This is a genomic window from Emcibacteraceae bacterium (genome assembly GCA_041396985.1).
GTDB lineage: Bacteria > Pseudomonadota > Alphaproteobacteria > Sphingomonadales > Emcibacteraceae > Pseudemcibacter.
The window spans coordinates 634,450-653,864 of sequence record JAWKXO010000001.1 but is presented as its reverse complement, the minus strand read 5'-3'; the positions used below and the strand labels follow the sequence as shown (position 1 = coordinate 653,864).

The window sequence follows — 19,415 nt, the reverse complement described above, 5'->3', positions numbered from 1 at the left end:
AATGTTATTCACTAAATATTTTTTGCATGGTCATTATTTTATAAAGGCTGACCAAATTTATCTGATAGTCGACGGGCAGCAATATATGGCTCGTCCGCAACGGCACTCCATTCCTTGGCTGCTGCAAGTGTTTCCATATAGCTGTTATACACCCTTCTTGAAATGTCATCAGTTCTGCCAATGTCGGCAACCACATCCGCAGCGGTATCAACAAGTGCTTTCATTACTTCAGGTGGAAACTGACGTGTTTGAACATTATGTTCATTGATCAGAGTACGAAGAGAACCGTCATTGCGGGCATTAAACTCGGCCAGTGAATATGAATAATGTTTTTGTGCCAGTGCTTCGATTATCACTTTTTCTGAATCGCTTAGCGTATTCCATACCTCAAGGTTCCAGCCAGCACATACAGATGCACTTGGCTCATGCCAACCAGATGTATAATAAAATTTAGCAGCCTGATGGAAGCCCAGTGTTAAGTCATTCCAGGGGCCAATCCATTCTGTTGCGTCTATATTGCCCTGTGATAGGGATAAGAAAATCTCGCCACCTGGCAAAGTTACAGGGGTGCCCCCCAGTCTTTTGATAATTTCCCCCCCGAGTGCTGGGATACGCATTTTTAAGCCTTGGAAATCTTCTACAGAATTAATTTCTTTATTAAACCAACCGGCCATCTGAATTCCGGTTGCATTACATAGCATTGGTTTAATGTTGAAACCGGCTGAAACCTCATCCCAAAGTGCCTGTCCGCCACCATATTGAAGCCATTGTGTCATTTCCGTTGCAGTTAGGCCAAATGGAACAGCACCAAAGAAATTAAAAATCGGGTGCTTACCTTGCCAGTAATAATCCGGACCGTGATATATATCAGCATTACCCTGTGAGACAGCGTCAAATGCCTGAAGAGCAGGGACCATTTCATCGGCAGCATAAACACGAATGCGAATCCGTCCGTTGGTCGCAGTGTTAATATCATCAGCAAATTTTACAGCACGATCCCCCAGACCCGGAAAGTTTTTACCCCAGGTTGTTACCATTTTCAGATCAATCGAAGGTTGACTGTTTTGAGAGCCAGATGATGAAGACGCGCCGACGTTCTTGTATTTACCTGAATTTGGATCAACGGGACTTGGACTACAGGCGGCTACAGCGCCAGCAGCAAGAGTTCCTGCGCCTAAGGCAGCAGATTTTTTAAGAAAAGAACGACGTTTCATATGTTAGCCTTAATTTTGATGTAGAAAGATTTATTGTTATAAGATTTCATTCTCTTATAAACACGCATTTTATAAAATTCAATAATAACTATAGAGTCAATATAATTTATTTAAGAGCTTCCAACCGTTTGAAGTCAGAATTTCCAATGGTTGGAAGTTTTTTTTATAACTCATCTTGGGACTGTCTTTTACAAAATACCCAAGGTAGATATGATCCAGATTTCGAGATTTTGCAATATTAATGTGATTTAAGACAATATAGACACCAAGACTACGTCTGATCATTGAAGGGGAAACATCAAAAAAACTATAAACCATTGAAAGTGAGTCCTGCATCTGATCTGTAAGTGCTGCGCCAATTAATGTTCCGTCTGGCAGTCTGTATTCTATTATTACAGTGCTGACAGGGCTGCTTTCCACCATATCGCGATATTCATGAAATGACAGGCCACTCATTCCGCCATCAAAATGGCGGCTATTGATGTAATTGATAATTAGAGAGTATTGCTCTTTTGTCGCAATGTTAGGTTTTATCTCGAAAATAATATCTTTATTTTTTGAAAGAATGCGCTTCTGAGTTTTTGACCCTTTGAATAAAATGACAGGAATTCTTACAGATTTGCATTCATGACATCCTTCGCAGGCCGGGCGGTAAGCAATATCCTGACTTCTTCTAAAACCGACCAAGGCAAGTGAATGATGTAAATCTTCAGCTCTTTGTCTGTTTGTTTCCGGTCCCTGATAATTTAATATTGCCTCCCTGTCATAGGCAAGTTGTTCAGGCTTGAGTTCGGTAAATATTTTTCTCTCTGTTTTTCCTTCAAGATACGGGCAGGCATTCGGTGCCGTAACATAAAATTTTGGAAAATGGGAGGATTGGTCAGTCATAACAGATAAATACCATATTTTTATATTATTTAGCAGTGTATTTTTTCATTTATACAATGTCCTTTTACAGATCATAATACCAGGGCGCAAAGAACGTATAACTAATCCAAAGCAATAAAATAAGAGGCACACCCACTTTGATGAAATCAGCAAATTTGTAATTTCCTGGCCCAAAAACCAGAAGGTTTGTTTTATATCCCATTGGTGTTGCAAAAGAACAATTGGCAGCAAAAATGACTGTGGTGACAAATATAAATGGATCAATATTTATTTCATTGGCCATGTTTATGGCAATAGGGGTAAACAATACCGCAGTAGCATTGTTGCTTAAAATATTTGTCATAAAGGCGATCAGCAGGAAAAATGCCGAAAGAATAACTGTCGGACTTGCACCATCCAGTAAGGTGACCATATGCATGGCTATATATGAGGCACCGCCAGTCGCCTGAAGGGAAGTTCCCATGGCCAGAGCGGCGCCAATAAGCAGAAATATATTTCGATCAATAGCACTTGTCGCTTTTTTAACACTTAAACATCCGCTTACGATCATGGCAAATGCACCGAGCAATGAAGAAATGGCGATAGGCAATATTCCTGTAGAAGCCAGAAAGACAACTGAGATAAATATGAACATGGATTTCCACATATCAACAATGATTGGAATTTCCTTGGCTGACCATTCCAACAATAGGACATCATTATTAAGTCGAAGTGATTGGATTTCCTGTTGGGTTCCAATAGCCAACAAAGTATCATTTGCTTCAAGTCTAATGTCATTGATTGATGTTCTGTTCATTCGGCTTCGCCGTTGAATACCGAGTATTTTACAACCGCCCGGTAAACTGAAACCTGATTGGGCAAGCGTCCGGCCGTCCAGTTTGGATTCCGGCATTATGACTACTTCTACAAGTTTTTGTCCTCTGTATAGAATCTGATCCTCACGATCCGTTTTTTTTCTGTCATCTTCCGAGTGGCCTTTTACGTCAGACAGTAGTAAATGTTCTTTGGCTATTTTATCGGTCAGCTCCTTTCTTGTAGCAGCTAAAATAAGCTGGTCTCCCTTTTCAAGACTGATATCATCAAAAGGTGGAAGGAATTTTTTTGTTCCTCGTCTAACCATTTGTACAGTTAGACCGGATAGAATAGGAAACATACCTGCTACTGCCTTATGACCAATTAATGTATTTCCTTCTGTAAGATCAATTTGAACAATAAACTGCTTGCCGGTGATTTGAGTGTCTTTATTTGAAGTTGAGCGATCTTTTGGTAAAATATAGGGGGCTATGAACAAAACATATAAAAATCCAATAAAGGCAAGAAAAATACCTGGAACAGCAAAATCAAAAAATCCCAGTTCAATTCCGCCTATAGTCCTTAATGATTCAGAAACAAGCAGATTTGTGCTGGACCCGATCAAAGTGGTCATCCCGCCCAGAATGGCGACGAAACTGAGCGGCATCAGATAAATTGAAGGAGACTTCCCAAGATTCTCGGCCAAAGTAATCATAATGGGAATAAATATTACAACCACAGGCGTGTTGTTTAGAAATGCGCTGATAAACATGACCACAAGTAATGACATGACGATCACGGCGACAGGATACGAACTGCTTAAACGTATGAGAATTTTGACCGGGCTATCCAGAGCACCTGTTTCCACAATACCATGCCCGACAACAAGTAAGGCAAGAATGCTGATTAGTGCAGGATCTGCAAGCCCCTCAAGCAGTGACCTTGTATTAATAAGAACTTTATCATCGTTACCGTGAAGGGGCATAAAATGGAAAAGCAGGAGCAAAGAAACGATAATACCAAGTGAAACCAATTCCATTGGATATTTATCAAGTACATAAAAGAAGATACCTATCGCAATCAAGCCAAAGGTTAGCCACATTTGGACTGAGGGCTCTAAAATTTCCATATAAGATTCCTTGTTTATGGAATAATTTTAGCAGTAGTTATCTGGAAAAGACAAGGTCTTTTATAGGTTTAAAGATTGCTTGGAAGCGTTGGGGCTTCACGGATGACAAGAATAGTAATTCTTCTGTTTTCCGGGCGATCAGGGCGACCTGGCAGCAATGGTTCAGTTGCGGCCTTGCCTGTGATCTCTGCAAAGCGGTCTGTTGAAACGCCTGAAGACAATAGAACTCTTCTCGCGGCATTTGCCCGATCAGAGCTTAATTCCCAGTTAGAATAATTTGATCCTGCCCTGAATGGTTTTGAATCAGTATGCCCGGCAATTGAAATACGATTTGGCAGTTTACCAACTTTTTCAGCAATGAGCTGTAGCATTCTTTCAGCATATGAATAGAGTTCGGCGGTGTCACTTTTGAACATTGACCTATTGTCTTTATCGACAAGCTGAATGCGCATGCCGTCTTCGGTCATATCAATAATCACCTGATCTTTTAATTGCGAAAGTTCGGCATTATCCTGAATGCTTAGATTTAGATCAGTAGCCATATCTTCAAAAGCTTCCTGCTCTCGGTTTGCCATGGCAACTTCAAAACTATTTTCTTCCGCTGCATCGTTATTCCGTTTGGCAACTTCTTCTTTTTTAATCACCACTTCATCAGGCATTGGTGTTGTAACATCACTCGATGAGGATCCATCAGAATTTACCGAAACACCTTCAAGTACATTATCTGCTCCTGCAACAGCTCTTGTCGCCGCTGTAGTAGGTGTGAAATAGTCTGAAAGACCTTCTTTTTGTTCCTGGGATGTGGAATTCAAAAGCCATAAAAGCAGAAAAAATGCCATCATGGCCGTAACGAAGTCAGCATATGCCACCTTCCAGGCACCACCATGGTGTCCGCCCGAAACTTTTTTAATACGCTTTATTATTATAGGGCGTTGCTGTTCGTCCGACATCTAAAACCTTAATTCAAAAATATGACTTTGTCTGCCTATAATGCCCGCGGATGGTTAATTAAATATTATCAGGCATCATCTTTTTGAATTACATATCAATATTTCTGTTCACATTGACTACGAAGCCTTCTTCCCGAAGTTCATCAAGGATATCCTGAAGATGACGCGCATCTCTGGTTTCCAATGTTATGTTAGAATAAGTTTCCTTGGCCGGAAGTTCTGTAAACAGCCGGTGATGTGATACGTCGATAATATTTCCGCCCTGATTACCGATAATTGAAGAAATAACTGATAAAGCGCCCGGCACGTCTGGAAGTTCAATGCGAAGACGGGTGATTCTGCCGTCTCTGACAAGGCCACGCATTAAAATTGAAGCAAGAAGCCTGGTATCTATATTACCGCCTGTGACGACCAGACCGACTTTTTTGCCTTTAAAAATATCAGGATATCTTATGACTGCCGCAAGGGGGCAGGCACCGGCCCCTTCAACAACCGTTTTTTCAACAGTAAGAAGAAGTCCCACTGCTTTTTCAATTTCGTCTTCGCTGACCAGAAGAATATCATCAACCACTTTTTTACAGACTTCGATGGTTTTTTCGCCGATCGTTTTTACGGCAATCCCTTCTGCCAGTGTTGATCCTTGCGCAACATATTCCTGTCCATTGAGTGACCGATAAAGCGAAGGAAAACGCTCCGACTGAACGCCTATTACTTTTATGCCGGGATTTATAGCCTTTGCCGCAGTGGCGATACCGGCGATGAGGCCTCCTCCCCCGACAGGGACCACAATTATGTCAAGGTCCGGGACATCGGACAATAATTCCAAAGCGATCGTGCCCTGTCCGGCCATAACATGATAATCATCAAAAGGATGAACGACAGTAAGCCCTTGTTCTTCAGCTATTTTTAGTGCTGCTTCTGCTGTTTCATCAAACCGCTCACCAACCTGTACAACTTTTGCTCCGAGTGCTTCCGTATTGCTGATTTTAACAAATGGGGTTCCAAGCGGCATTGCAATGGTTGTCGGAATTTTAAGCCGGCTTCCATGATAGGCGACACCTTGCGCGTGATTTCCGGCACTGGCAGCTATGACGCCGTTTCTTTGTTGCTCATGCGATAGATTTAAAAGTTTATTCAGTGCTCCACGTTCTTTAAAGGATGCTGTAAACTGATTATTTTCCAATTTTATATAAATATCTGCGCCTGTAATACCGGAAAGAGTAATCGCATGATTTGTCGGTGTGTGTTTAATGGCGCCGTCAAATGCTTTGGCGGCATTTTTAACATCCTCTAATGTCAGTGTTTCCGGATTATTGCTCATGATTTTTTGCCGATCACTCAGTTGCTTTATTTCTATAGAGCCCTGATATATTGGTTTCTCAGGAAAAAGTCCAAAATTTTTATTTTTTATTTTTTTCATTTTTTAGGCCGACATTAAAACTTGCTTAATAACCTTTAACTATAACTATGGGTAACTATAAAAAATAAAGGTTATTTTAATGCTGGTTATTGTTGGTATTGTAGTCACACTGGGAATGGTATTTGGCGGCTTTATTGTCCATGGCGGTAATATGGCTGTTATCTTTCATGCGCTCCCAACGGAAGCTATGGTTATTGGTGGTGCCGCGATTGGTTCATTCATTACGGGGAACAGTGGATCAATCATGAAAAAAGCCGGTAAAGGCTTCGGCAAAGCCATTAAAGGATCAAAATGGAAGACGCAGGATTACAGCGATCTTTTATGTCTGCTTTTCATGCTTTCAAAACTGATTAAGACCAAAGGGGTTATTGCACTGGAAGCTCATATTGAGAATCCAGGTGAAAGTAAGATTTTTAACCATGTCGGAAAAGTAAAAGATGATCATCATGTAGTTGATTTTATTTGTGATTATTTCCGCATGACAACCATGAACTTTGATGATCCAAACCAGATGGAAGATGTCATGCTTAAAGAGCTTGAAAAACATCACCATGAGGAAAGCGAAGGGGCCCATGCTCTTGCTGTGGTTGCGGAAGCTTTTCCTGCACTGGGTATTGTGGCCGCGGTTCTCGGCGTTATCAATACAATGTCATCAATTGATCAGCCTGTTGAAATCCTGGGCGCTTTGATCGGCGGTGCGCTTGTGGGTACGTTTCTGGGTATTTTGATTTCCTATACAATGGCTGCACCGCTTGCGAGCAGATTGCAGCAGATCATTGATGAAGAAGGTCATTTTTTTGGAGTTGCAAAAGATTTCATCATTGCGCATCTACATGGCAGTGCCCCGCAAATTGCTGCAGAAATCGGCCGAAAAGCCGTGCCAGGTGAATTCCAGCCTTCATTTTATGATCTTGATGAATTGTTGCAGGAAATACCAAACGACGTCTTTTCCTGATTTCATTCAATAATTTATATGTGTTTGAGCTTTTCAGCGACGACGGGTGCAAAGTAGGTCCAGATACCACTGGCACCGGCACGTTTAAAAGCAAGAAGACTTTCCATCATAGCCTTATCAAGATCAAGCCAGCCATTGGCCGCTGCTGCATGGATCATGGCATATTCGCCACTGACCTGATACGCAAATGTCGGAAAGTTAAGTTCCCGGGTGACCCGCTCAATTATATCTAAATAGGGCATACCTGGTTTGATAATGATACTGTCAGCCCCTTCATCAATATCCATGATCACTTCACGGATGGCTTCATCGCTGTTGGCCGGATCCATCTGATAGGTTTCCTTGCTGCTTTTCAGATTGGATGATGACCCGACGGCATCGCGGAACGGCCCATAAAAGGCTGATGCATATTTTGCGGCATAAGACATGATCCCGACATTGAAATATTTCTTTTTTTCAAGCATTTGGCGGATGGCGGCGATACGCCCGTCCATCATATCGGAGGGGGCGATGATATCGCATCCGGCTTTTACCTGAACAAGGGCCTGATTAACCAGTGCATCTATTGTCAGATCATTATCAACATAGCCGTCCCTGATCAGGCCGTCCTGACCGTGTGAGGTGTATGGATCAAGGGCGACATCGCAGATTATACCAATATCCGGAACCTGCTCTTTTATGGCGCGGACTGTGCGGCAGATAAGGTTTTCAGGATTTATCGCCTCGTAGCCTTCCTCACATTTTAATTCTTCAGGCGTTTGCGGAAAAAGGGCAATTGCCGGAATTCCCAGTTCCATTGCTTTTGCTGCATTTTCAACGGCTAAATCTATTGTCAGACGTTGAACGCCGGGCATAGAAGAGACATCAGTCGCCGTATTTTTTCCTTCCTGGATAAAGAGCGGCCAGATCAGATCCTTTACCGATAAGGTATTTTCACGAACAAGGTCACGGGACCAGGCAAATTTTCGGTTGCGCCGGGGACGACTATTGGGGAAGGAACCACTGATCATTTACTGCTCCGGAATTATTTTCCACTAATTTTAAACTATTAATTATTTGTAAACAAATTTTTAACAGCTTGTTAGGTATGTTGTTATATAACGTGAGTAAATAAAGCAAAATATATTTATAAATAATAGGATATTAGGATGTCACTTACACATCACAGCAGTAATCTGATCGGTGGCCACGAAACTCAGGAAACAAGAACAAGACATAATTTTCTTGAGTGTCTGAGACTGATTGAGCGTCTTCACAGAAGAATGCTTGATATTGTCAAGCATCGTCTTGATTTAAAAGGGATGAGCGATATCAACTCTGTTCAGGCTCTCTTGCTTTATAATATCGGAGATCATGAAATTACAGCCGGAGATCTAAGAAATCGTGGTTATTATCTTGGCTCAAACGTATCTTATAATTTAAAGAAACTTGTTGAAGCGGGTTATATCCGTCAGGAACGTTCTGAACATGACCGCCGTGCCTTAAGGATCTGGCTTTCGGACAGCGGAAAATCAGTATGTAATCTTGTCGGTGAACTGTTTGATGAAAATCTTGACCTTGTTCGCGACCAGAATCTGTTCACGGATCAGGGGGTAACGGAACTGCGTGACAGACTGAGATCTCTTGAAAGTTTCTGGACCGATATGCTTCGTTTTTCCGGCGAATAGGGAAAAATGTCCAATTTAAAAGCGCAAAGATTGATTTTTTTGACATATGTCATTTGAAATTTGGTTTTTAAACTAATAAACTGCCAGTTATTGAAAAGTGTATTTTTTCCTTCCTTTGTCAAATAAACTAAGGTACGACAAAGCGAATGGAACAAGCTGGAATTATAGTAATGAATTACGACCAAATATTTTCGTCAGCTTTAAGTGATATTAAAGAAGAAGGCCGATACCGTGTATTTATGGATATCGAGCGTAAAAACGGCGAATTCCCGAAAGCAACCTGGCATACTGAAAACGGCGAAAAGGAAATTGTCGTCTGGTGCAGTAATGACTATCTGGGTATGGGACAGCATCCCGATGTCATCAATGCCATGAAGGAAGCGATAGACAAGGTTGGTACCGGTTCGGGTGGTACCCGTAATATCAGTGGCACTCATCATTATCATGTGATGCTTGAGGAAGAACTGGCGGATCTTCATCATAAGGAAGCAGGGCTTCTTTTTACCTCCGGCTATATTTCCAATGAAACGTCAATTTCGACAATTGCAAAACTATTGCCTGGCTGCATTATTTATTCGGATGAGCTTAATCATGCATCCATGATCAGCGGCGTTCTTAATGGGAAATGCCAGAAACGAATTTTCAGGCATAATAGTGTTGAGCATCTTGAAGAGCTCATAAAAGCCGATGATCCGGCACTTCCGAAGATTATATTGTTCGAGTCTGTTTATTCAATGGATGGCGATTTCGCGCCGATTGAGGAATTCTGCGATCTGGCCGATAAATATAATACCATGACCTATATGGACGAGGTTCATGCGGTCGGTATGTATGGCCCGCGCGGTGGCGGTGTTGCTGAACAGCGTGGCCTTATGGACCGTGTTGATATTATCGAAGGCACTTTGGGTAAGGCATTTGGTCTTATGGGGGGGTATATTACGGCCTCAAAAAACATTGTCGATTGTGTTCGCAGTTTTGCGTCTGGCTTTATTTTTACGACGTCATTGCCTCCAGCCCTGACAGCCGGCGCACTTGCAAGTGTACGCCATCTTAAAAAATCAAATGTTGAGCGGAAAATTCATCAGCAGCGTGCGGCAAGGTTAAAAGAAAAACTGCGTGAAGCCAATCTGCCGGTGATGCCGTCTGATAGCCATATTGTCCCGGTTCTGGTTGGAAATCCGGTTATCTGCAAAAAAGCGTCTGATATACTGCTTGATGAATATGGCATCTATGTTCAGCCGATCAATTTCCCGACAGTGCCGCGGGGTACGGAACGGCTTCGATTTGCGCCAAACCCGCTTCATGATGATGACATGATCGATCATCTGGTAAAATCTTTAAGGGAAGTATGGCAGCGCCTGGATATCGATAAATATTCCAGAGCGGCATAAATTTAAGCGAAAGGGCCCGGACCATGGACGAAAATGAATTTATCATTGAATTCATTGCCATGGGAAACTCTGTCAAGGTGACCTGCGTTGACCCGAAAACGGGACGGGAGGTGTCCACCATCGGCCCGGCCAATCTTTCACGCGATCAGCTCAGTAAAGCCGCTATCAATAAAATGCTGTATGTTTTGAAAAAAGAACAGGCTTAAGTCCTAGATTTTTCAGCGTTTTTTAACCAATGTTACGCCGCCTGGGCCTATCAGCACATCATCACTTTGAAGTTTATAAATCTGGGCAATACCGGGAGCGACAAATATTTTTATTTCATCACCTTTTTTTTCATAATCAAATTCTGCAAATCTGCTGCCGATCATTGATTGACTTACCCTGCCATCAGGTCTGAAATCCATGACGACAGCTCCTTGCATGGCGCGGTATTGCCCTGAAAACCCACCCCCGCATGCGGTCAGAAACAATAAAATTATTGAAGCTAAATATCTGTATATATTTTTCATTTGTTTCTCGCTTAATAAGTGAAACCTTCTTCGATAATGACAGAGTAAGCTGAACACAAACTGAATTATATTTATTGTTAAATTAATAGCTTAATAGACATCTGTAATTATTAGGCCATCTTTAAATAAGGTGTCTATTGCCGAAGTATCATAAACCAGTGTTTCCCAAATATTTAGATATTTCAGTGTTTTCAGTTTTTTTATCGGAGACAAATCTTTTACCAGAGTATCAGCGATTTCAAGATATTCTAATTTTTCCAGACTTTCTAGGCCATTTAAATCAATTATATCTGTCGCACTTACATTTAGATACTTAAGTTCAGTTAATTTTCTAAGTGGTGATAAACTGGATATATAACTATTACTAATATTGAGAAATTTTAATTTTGTTAAATTTTTTAATACCTTAATATTGTCTATTTGGGTAAATGTCAGAGTAAGTTTTTCCAGATTTTTCAGATTTGAAAGTGGTGTAATATCATCATATGCCCTGTCTATTACTGCATCTCCGACATTCCTGTCTCTTGTAAAGCGGCTGTAATTTTCTGGACCCTTGTCAATATTAAACCGTTTTCTAAGTTCATTTATATCAATTTTACATTCTTATCTTTTAATATTGAGGTAAATTCATCACTATCCATGTCTGCCTGGATTACTATGGTTCCTGGATTTGTACCATCCGGATTTTTATATACATCAAGACTTAATCTGCCTGATACATCGAGTTCTATAAGATTAATAAGTGCGCTTAAAGGCGATAGATCATTAATAGGTGTTCTAGCGACATTGAGTTTTTTTAAATTATGAAGTGATGATAAGGGCGATAAATCACTGACAAATGTTTCTGATAAATCGAGCAGTAAATCAGGATGGTTCATTAATTGCTTGTTTATTTCAGACATATTGGACTTAAGGTCATGGTCATTGAAAAGGGTGTTTTCCGGTTTTAAAATTAATAACCCATCATTGTCGGAGGATAAAATTAAACCAATTGGGCGTTCAGGATAAAAAGGAACAGGATATGTTTTTTTTATCTTTTCAATTTTTGATGTAACGTTTTGTCGGACAGCTCGTATATCAATTCTGCGCTTTTCGAAAATCGTAGATTGATGGTTTTCAAGTGAAGATACATCCTTAACTCTGGTATCCCTGATATCAGGTGAATGTAAATTTTTAAGTTTTGATAAAGGAGAGATATCTTCAACCCATGACCTGTATAGGGAAATATATCTTAATTTATTAAGGTTACTTAGCGGGCTTAAATCGTCGACTTTGGTATATGTTAAAGCCAAATCCTGTAACTCAGTGAGTTCACTAATTGGGGTTAAGTCTGAAATATCACTTTTACTAATATATAAACGCTCAAGTTTTTTTAAATTTTTTAAATCGTTGAAATTTGAATAGTTTGTACTCTCAAGAATTAGGCTCTTTAAATTCTTTAGCTTTTTAAGTGATGATTGGTTTTCAATTTTAGTATTTTGCACTCTCAGACTATTTAGATTGGGTAGGTCTAGTAATAGATTGATATTAATTGGCACAGTATCAACAAAGCTCAGGCTTTCTATACTAGTCATTTGATTTAATGAGCTTAAGTTTATGATATTGCTTTTATCTATATTAAGATTTTTTAGGGATTTAATTATAGAAAGATCTTCAAGGTTTATATTTTTGAGCTTATAAAGATGCAGATATTCCAAATAAGGATTATTTGATAATGCTTTCAAGTTATTAACATCGCTGTTCCAAATTGCTAGGTCCATGAGTGATGTTAATTTAGAAAGGATGTTTAACTGGTTTTGGCTAGCATTCGAAATTTCAAAAGAAAGTCCGGGAAAATTTTTCTCAATAAACTCTATATTGGCATTTGCAATTTCAATTTTTTCGTCTGATAAATCATTCTTTGGATTGGCATCAATATAATTTTCATAATCCACATAGAAAAAACCAAGTTCTTCTAATTCTTTTATTTTTTGTTGTAATTCGGTCATCTTCATTAAATGAATATCGTTCTTATCGTTTCTGAAATTTTGACTATATGAAAAATTATCTGGAAAAAATATAAGCAAAATTGCCAGAGACAATAATACTGACATCAGTTTAATTTTTTTTCTCACAGAAGCCCCCCTTCTGATTTCTAAAATGTTCTGATTTTAATAATAGCAAGCAGTATAAGTGTTTGCAATGAAGGGAAGGGGGCGAGCTTCTTTAAAAATTATCGGCAATTTCATCAAGGAAATTTTCCATCACCAGATAATAATTGGAAAGTCCGGTAATGGTGACATATTCATCATCGATCAGGCCGCCTGTGCCTTCCAGGCGCATGAGTAGAATGCTGCTGCCTTGCGGTGTAAACCAGCGGGCGTCACAGCCACCCGTTTCATGCATCAGACTGGGAATGCGTCCCTGTTTCAGGAGAGCACGCATAAGGTCAAGAAGCGCTTCATCATCCGGTTCAATACTGACTGGGTCTGCACTGTTGATAATTTCCAGTTTTGAATTTTTCAGGGCGTTTCTGATTTTTTCCTCAATAACGCTCACCGTTAATGTCGGTGGATAGCGTAAGTCAATGGTGGCTTCAGCCATTGCCGGGACTGCATTGGTGGCTTCCCCACCCTTTATGGTGCCCAGGTTGAAAGTAATATTGCCCTGATGGTCAATATCCCCATAAGAAAACTGCTGTTTCACCCGCTCTATATCATCATTAAGCAGGTCAATGGCGGACATGCCTTCCCACGGGCGGGACCCATGGGCAGCTTTTCCGGTGGCTGTCAGTTTAATCTGCAAAATCCCTTTTTCAGAAATTGACGGGTTTAATGGATGTCCGCCATCCGGGTTAAACACGACTTTGGCTTTTAAGCCATAATCCTCAATTAAATGGGCGGTGCCGTTAAAGCCGCCGATTTGTTCATCTGTCGTCATGACAAGGGCATAATTTTCAAATTGGGGATTTTGGCTATTGTCCAGAAAAAGCTGGATCATACCGGCCGTAGCCGCCTTCATGTCGCTGATTCCCCGGCCATGCAGGGTATTGCCGATCACTTTAGGCGTATAGGAACTAAGATCCGGATTATCGACCACATCCAGGTGGCCCAAAAAAATAAGATCATAATCAAAGCCATCCTTTTTGCTTATGACCATGGATTGGGCACCATTTTTTTCAAAACGCCGGATGATATATCCGCTGCCTCTAAAAAGATTTTCCACATAATCTGTGATCGCGAGACAGGTTTCCAGGTTAGTTGAGTAAGACGGGATTGAAACCAGATCAGATGTCAGTTTAACCAGTTGATTCTGTAATGTAGTCAGTTGCTCTTTACTATAATTTCGTGGGTTTTGTTTTTGACTGCTAATAATTTGATAGGCGCGTGCTGTTTCATCCTTTGCAAAAAGCGGGTGGCCTGATAATTCTGTCGCTGGAATATCAGAAGAAGTTATCTCCTGCGAAACAGCATAGGAATCAAACCCACATACCAGAACAGCGAGAAGGGAGAGCCGTTGGATCAGGACAAATAGAATGAACTTTACGGACTTGTTAAATATAGTGTGTCTCTTTTTTTTGAAGATAATAATTAAAATAAAACGTATAAATATATTTAAATTATGTCAACGGCTTAGCATATTCTCCCATTTACTATTTTGATTACAGAAAGCCGATTGGAATTGAATTTTTTGTGTGTTACAAATTCTACGGCCCATAAATGAACAATAAGGAATAAGCTATGTCAGACAATTATAAATTTTCAACCCTGGCGCTTCACGCAGGACAAAATCCGGATCCAACCACTGGCGCTTGTGCGACCCCTATTTATCAAACAACCGCCTATAAATTTAACAATACCGAACATGCGGCCAATTTATTTAACTTAAAAGAATTTGGAAATATTTATACCCGCCTGATGAACCCGACAACAGGTGTATTGGAAGAACGAATGGCAGCGCTTGAAGGCGGGGTAGCGGCTCTTGCTGTATCAAGCGGGCACGCAGCGCAATTTACCGTTTTTCATATGCTGCTTGAGCCCGGTGATGAAATTTTGGCATCCAACAAGCTTTATGGCGGTTCAATAACACAAATGGGCACCAGTTTTAAGAAGTTCGGCTGGAAAACAACATTTGTTGATCCAAAACCGGAAAATTTCAAAGCGGCTCTGAATTCAAAAGTCAAAGCAATATTTGTTGAAAGCCTGGCCAATCCTGGTGGGATAGTCACCGACCTTGCCGGTATTGCAAAAGTCGCCAAAGAAGCCGGGATTGTATTTGTTGTTGATAACACTCTTGCGACACCATATCTCTGCCGGCCAATTGAACATGGGGCAGATATTGTTGTCCACAGCCTGACTAAATTTCTAGGCGGTCACGGTAACAGCATGGGCGGCGTCATTGTTGACAGCGGTAAATTCGACTGGATGAAAGACGATAAATATCCGACTTTATCACAGCCCTGTTCCAGCTATCATGGCATGGTGCTTGGGGATGTCTTTGGCCCGGCAATGGGCAATATCGCTTTTGCTATTTCCTGCCGAGTGCTTTCACTGCGTGACATAGGTCAGTGCCTGTCACCGCAAAATTCATTTTATATTTTAAACGGTATTGAAACATTGCCACTTCGTATGCAGCGTCACTGCGATAATGCACTTGCAGTCGCCAAACATTTAAAGGCGCATGATAAAATTTCATGGGTTTCTTATGCGGGACTTAGCGATAATCCTTATCACTCATTACAGCAGAAATATATGCCAAAAGGTGCCGGGGCCGTGATGACGCTCGGTTTGAAAGGGGGCTATGTCGCCGGGGTAAAAATGGTTGAAACGGTAAAATTATTCACCCATCTTGCCAATATCGGTGATGCACGCAGTCTGATTATCCATCCGGCATCAACAACCCATCGCCAGCTTGATGAAGCAGGGCAAATTGCCGCCGGGGCGGGACCCGATGTTATCCGTCTTTCAATCGGGATTGAGGATGTAGAGGACATCATTGCTGATCTGGATCAGGCAATAAACAGCTGATAGAAATTATCAAAATTTGATAAAGGCCGCACTGTAACCGATGTGGCCTTTATTTTTATTTTGCCCTTGAAAACCACGCATGAATAAATAGGGCCTGATAGAATAAATTTGGTTTTCCAAAACCGCTCTCCACGATCATTTGCTCAATTTCATCTTTGGGGCTGATGGCGACATCTTTTCCCCAGCTTTTCGAAATATTTTTGACTTGTTCGTCGTTTATGCCAGCATATTTCCACATACGGACCCATACTTCATATAGCGGTTTAAAGTCTTCGGATGACATATCGGCTGAAAGGTCGGCATTGATCATATAGCCACCCTTATGGAGGAGGGACGCCACTTTAGAGAAGAATTTTTTTCGGTCAATTGGGTTTACCAGAAACTGGGAAACCAGCAGTGCTGTTGCCGCATGAAATGGTTCAGTTGCGGGCAGAGTTTCAATATAGCCTTCATGAAAAATGCAGCGATTGTCTATATTATTTTTCTTTGCCCGTTCTTTACAGATATCCAGCATAGCGGCGGCAGGCTCAACAAGGGTAAATTTCCAGCCAGGAAAGGCATCGGCCAGATATAAAAGTTCATCGCCCGTACCGACCCCTATACACAGTATGTTGGCATTTTCCGGAAGCTCACCCAATACAAGGCGTATCGATAGATGCATTGCCTCCTTTAACGGGGCCGTCTTTTCCCACTGCTTGTCATATTTTTTTGCGTGTTCTGTGCCAAAATGAGTTGGTGATTTTTCAGATGTCATGACCTGCCCTGTATTTTATTTTGTTATAGTATAACAATAAAAATAATAGTTTAAATATAAAGATCAAGTAGGGTGATTGAAAAAAATAAGGTAAGTCTAAAATTGGTAAGAATTCTTTACAAAATAGGGAAATAAAAGATGCAAGGGCGGTTTTTTTCGCTAAACTGACTAAAAAATAACAAGAAGGATGGGCATGTCAGAAGGATCATCAAAAAAACTGCTGGGGTTCTGGGATCTGATGGGTATATCACTGGGTCAGATTATCGGGACCGGAGTGGTGGTGTTGACCGGAATAAGCATCGGTATGACCGGCTATGGTGCGCCATGGGCCTTTATATTTGCGTTGGCAATTGTTGCTATCCCAACTATTTGTATTGCCGCCTTGGGGTCAGCCGTACCCAATACGGGGGGAAATTATACCTATGTGCGTGATTTTCTGGGGCCAAAGACTTCTTTTCTTTATCTGTCACTACTGATTTCGGGGCAGGTTATTCTGGCCAGTTTTGCGATCGGCTTTGCCGAATATGCTTCGGAACTTTTTCCGGGCATTAACCTGACCTTTACGGCCGCTTTTATTATTGTGCTTTGTTATCTGGCCAATTTATTCGGAATCAAGACTGCCGCCCGCTTTCAAAGCATTATGGTTCTGGTGCTTGTTGGATCACTGATTTTTTATATTCTTTCTGGCTTTGGTCATATTGAAGATTATAGCCATTATGGGTCAGGGAATGATGTATTCCCGAATGGCTTCGGCGGTTTTTTTGCAGCAGCATTCCTGCTTCGTCTCAGCCTGATTGGGTCAGAATTTGTTTCTGAGTTTGGCGGCGAAATGGAAAATCCCGGAAAAACGATCCCACTGGTGATGGGGCTTTCACTGCTTCTGGTAGTGATACTTTATATTGGGATTGCCATTGTCGCGACAGGCGTGCTCCCGCTTGAGGAAGTATTGGGAAAAAATCTGGCGGCAACGGCAGAGGTTGTTTTTTCACCGCCCGTTTATATTGCCTTTATCGGCGGTGGTATTATGATTTCTCTTGTAACGTCTTTAAACGCTATTTTTGCCTGGTGCACACGCGGGCTTTATATGGCGACGGAGGACGGTTGGCTGCCAATAAAGCTGGCGGCAAAAAATAAATATGGCACGCCCTATATTTATCTGACTGTCTTTTTTATTGTCGGCATTACGCCGATCCTGACGGGGCTCAGTCTTGAATATGTGTCAATACTTGGCAATGCTGTGGGGGCAATTTTTGGTCTGTTTCCTGTTGTTGCGCTCTTTAATCTGTCCAATCGTAATCCGGAAGCCTATAAAAATGCCCCGTTCAGATTACCGATCTGGGCAACCAAGCTATTCCCGATGATTGCTGTTGTGATTTATGGTTATGGAATCTATTCCTCATGGGATTTTATCGGCAATACCGGCTGGTTTATGCTTGCCGGTTATGTTGTGTTGATCATTGGCTATATATCCATCCGACAAAAACATGTCAGGGCCTGTCAGGAAAACTAAACCGCTCCTTTCATTGCCCTCAGTAGTTTGTCAATATCAGCCATATCATTAAAGACCGATGGTGAAATGCGTAAACGGTCAGGATAAAGCGCAATCTGAATATTTGCGGCATCCATTCTTGGCTTTAATATTTTATCTGCATTTTCAAGGGAAACCACAACCATCGGCCCGTCGCTGTCATTGGGGGTGATCACATTATATCCCATTTTTGGTAATTCCGCCTTTAAATGGTCAGTCATATTTTTTGAATAGGCGTGTATATTTTCGACGCCCATCTCCAATATATAGGCAAGGGACTGTTTCAGGATCGCAACGCCGCTGAAGGATCGGGTGCCAATAGCAAAAAGTCCGGAAGCACTTTTTGGGAAACCATAATTTTCCTTGGCCTCTTCTGCTGCCTTTCCTTCGTTTGATGTGTTAAGACCGAAATATCCGAAATTGGTTCGCCTAAGGCGGCTTTGCGCCGCTTTACTGGCAAAGATAAAACCGGTGCCAAAATCACCCATCAGCCATTTGTAACTTGAACAGGCGGCAAAATCGATTCCGCAGTCCTTAACATCAATGGGGACCGTACCTGCTGCCTGTACCATATCTGCGTAAACAAGTGTTCCGTTTTTATGGGCAATTTCACAGACGGCTTTAAGGTCGTGTTTAAATCCTGTCTCCATAGCAACCAGTGACAAGGCGATCAGTTTGGTATCTGGCCTTAAAGCCGCTTTAATATCATTCAGGTCAATACGATTATTTTTCCCTTCAATGCGGGTGACATCCATACCGTTATGGGCCATCCAGTCATACATAATGAGCGAAGGGTGAAAATGAAATTCATCGGTAATAATATGTCCACCACTTTCAGGAAAGCCCAGTCCACGGGCAATCATCTGTTCCCCGGCGGACGTGCTTTGAACATAGGCCACTTCATCAAAATCCGCGTTTATCAGTTTGGCAAAATTTTCAAGCGGAATATTGCTGTCATGAAGGCCTTTTGGGGCTTTCGGGTTAAGCCGGCGTTTTGCAAGATATGTTTCCGCCTCTGCACTGGACTTAAAACTGATCGGATGCTGTGAGGCATTGTTCAGATAGGTAAACCCCATTTTTTCAAATGATTCTTTATCGGGAAGAGTAGGGGTGGCTGTTGCAATATTACTGGCCTGTGCCAGTGCCATGCTGGCGATTGGTAAAACAGTCGTTGTTTTAATCAGGCCTCGGCGGGTAATCTTCATTTAA

At 41.5% G+C, this 19,415-nt stretch carries 17 protein-coding genes; 6 read left to right on the top strand and 11 right to left on the bottom strand.

Annotated elements, in window-relative coordinates:
• Positions 1–38 precede the first annotated feature (38 nt).
• The 5 genes from R3D86_03115 to R3D86_03095 all read right to left on the bottom strand — a co-directional run bounded on the left by R3D86_03115 (position 39) and on the right by R3D86_03095 (position 6,393).
• Positions 39–1,214 (bottom strand): TRAP transporter substrate-binding protein, encoded by a 1,176-nt coding sequence (locus tag R3D86_03115; protein MEZ5757193.1) that lies wholly within the window; start codon positions 1,212–1,214, stop codon positions 39–41.
• Between the two features lie 96 nt (positions 1,215–1,310).
• Complete coding sequence (locus R3D86_03110; protein ID MEZ5757192.1) at positions 1,311–2,102, bottom strand: arginyltransferase; 792 nt, start codon at positions 2,100–2,102, stop codon at positions 1,311–1,313.
• A gap of 64 nt (positions 2,103–2,166) precedes the next feature.
• Entirely contained in the window at positions 2,167–4,023 is a 1,857-nt protein-coding gene (locus tag R3D86_03105; GenBank protein MEZ5757191.1) for an SLC13 family permease, read from the bottom strand.
• Positions 4,024–4,091: 68 nt separating this feature from the next.
• Positions 4,092–4,973, bottom strand: a complete 882-nt coding sequence (gene motB / locus R3D86_03100; protein ID MEZ5757190.1) for a flagellar motor protein MotB — start codon at positions 4,971–4,973, stop codon at positions 4,092–4,094.
• Positions 4,974–5,061: 88 nt separating this feature from the next.
• Positions 5,062–6,393, bottom strand: coding sequence for a threonine ammonia-lyase (locus tag R3D86_03095; protein ID MEZ5757189.1), 1,332 nt, complete (start codon positions 6,391–6,393; stop codon positions 5,062–5,064).
• A gap of 79 nt (positions 6,394–6,472) precedes the next feature.
• Here R3D86_03095 and motA point away from each other — a divergent pair, with 79 nt between their 5' ends.
• Entirely contained in the window at positions 6,473–7,348 is an 876-nt protein-coding gene (motA, locus tag R3D86_03090; GenBank protein ID MEZ5757188.1) for a flagellar motor stator protein MotA, read from the top strand.
• Positions 7,349–7,362: 14 nt separating this feature from the next.
• On the opposite strand, the gene hemB is transcribed toward motA, so the two are convergent.
• Entirely contained in the window at positions 7,363–8,358 is a 996-nt protein-coding gene (gene hemB / locus R3D86_03085) for a porphobilinogen synthase (protein ID MEZ5757187.1), read from the bottom strand.
• A 138-nt stretch (positions 8,359–8,496) separates the two neighbouring features.
• On the opposite strand from hemB, the gene R3D86_03080 reads away from it, so the two are divergent.
• The 3 genes from R3D86_03080 to R3D86_03070 all read left to right on the top strand — a co-directional run bounded on the left by R3D86_03080 (position 8,497) and on the right by R3D86_03070 (position 10,612).
• On the top strand, positions 8,497–9,015 hold the full coding sequence (locus tag R3D86_03080) for a MarR family transcriptional regulator (protein MEZ5757186.1): 519 nt from the start codon (positions 8,497–8,499) through the stop codon (positions 9,013–9,015).
• A 170-nt stretch (positions 9,016–9,185) separates the two neighbouring features.
• Positions 9,186–10,406, top strand: a complete 1,221-nt coding sequence (gene hemA / locus R3D86_03075) for a 5-aminolevulinate synthase (GenBank protein MEZ5757185.1) — start codon at positions 9,186–9,188, stop codon at positions 10,404–10,406.
• A 23-nt stretch (positions 10,407–10,429) separates the two neighbouring features.
• Positions 10,430–10,612, top strand: coding sequence for a hypothetical protein (locus R3D86_03070; protein ID MEZ5757184.1), 183 nt, complete (start codon positions 10,430–10,432; stop codon positions 10,610–10,612).
• A gap of 12 nt (positions 10,613–10,624) precedes the next feature.
• On the opposite strand, the gene R3D86_03065 is transcribed toward R3D86_03070, so the two are convergent.
• The 3 genes from R3D86_03065 to R3D86_03055 form a co-directional block, all read right to left on the bottom strand.
• Positions 10,625–10,813, bottom strand: coding sequence for a hypothetical protein (locus tag R3D86_03065; GenBank protein MEZ5757183.1), 189 nt, complete (start codon positions 10,811–10,813; stop codon positions 10,625–10,627).
• A gap of 689 nt (positions 10,814–11,502) precedes the next feature.
• The gene (locus R3D86_03060) at positions 11,503–13,032 is read right to left on the bottom strand and encodes a hypothetical protein (protein ID MEZ5757182.1); all 1,530 of its coding nucleotides are present in this window, start codon (positions 13,030–13,032) and stop codon (positions 11,503–11,505) included.
• Between the two features lie 91 nt (positions 13,033–13,123).
• Complete coding sequence (locus R3D86_03055; GenBank protein ID MEZ5757181.1) at positions 13,124–14,056, bottom strand: M20/M25/M40 family metallo-hydrolase; 933 nt, start codon at positions 14,054–14,056, stop codon at positions 13,124–13,126.
• Positions 14,057–14,637: 581 nt separating this feature from the next.
• On the opposite strand from R3D86_03055, the gene R3D86_03050 reads away from it, so the two are divergent.
• Complete coding sequence (locus tag R3D86_03050; GenBank protein MEZ5757180.1) at positions 14,638–15,924, top strand: O-acetylhomoserine aminocarboxypropyltransferase; 1,287 nt, start codon at positions 14,638–14,640, stop codon at positions 15,922–15,924.
• A 55-nt stretch (positions 15,925–15,979) separates the two neighbouring features.
• Here R3D86_03050 and R3D86_03045 read toward each other — a convergent pair whose 3' ends face one another.
• A complete protein-coding gene (locus R3D86_03045; protein ID MEZ5757179.1) occupies positions 15,980–16,678 on the bottom strand; it encodes a methyltransferase domain-containing protein in 699 nt (232 codons plus the stop codon).
• 193 nt (positions 16,679–16,871) lie between these two features.
• Between R3D86_03045 and R3D86_03040 the strand changes: the two genes are divergently transcribed.
• The gene (locus R3D86_03040; GenBank protein MEZ5757178.1) at positions 16,872–18,188 is read left to right on the top strand and encodes an APC family permease; all 1,317 of its coding nucleotides are present in this window, start codon (positions 16,872–16,874) and stop codon (positions 18,186–18,188) included.
• On the opposite strand, the gene R3D86_03035 is transcribed toward R3D86_03040, so the two are convergent.
• Positions 18,185–19,411 (bottom strand): aminotransferase class V-fold PLP-dependent enzyme, encoded by a 1,227-nt coding sequence (locus R3D86_03035; GenBank protein ID MEZ5757177.1) that lies wholly within the window; start codon positions 19,409–19,411, stop codon positions 18,185–18,187. The two genes, R3D86_03040 and R3D86_03035, sit on opposite strands and share 4 nt — an antisense overlap.
• Positions 19,412–19,415 lie beyond the last annotated feature (4 nt).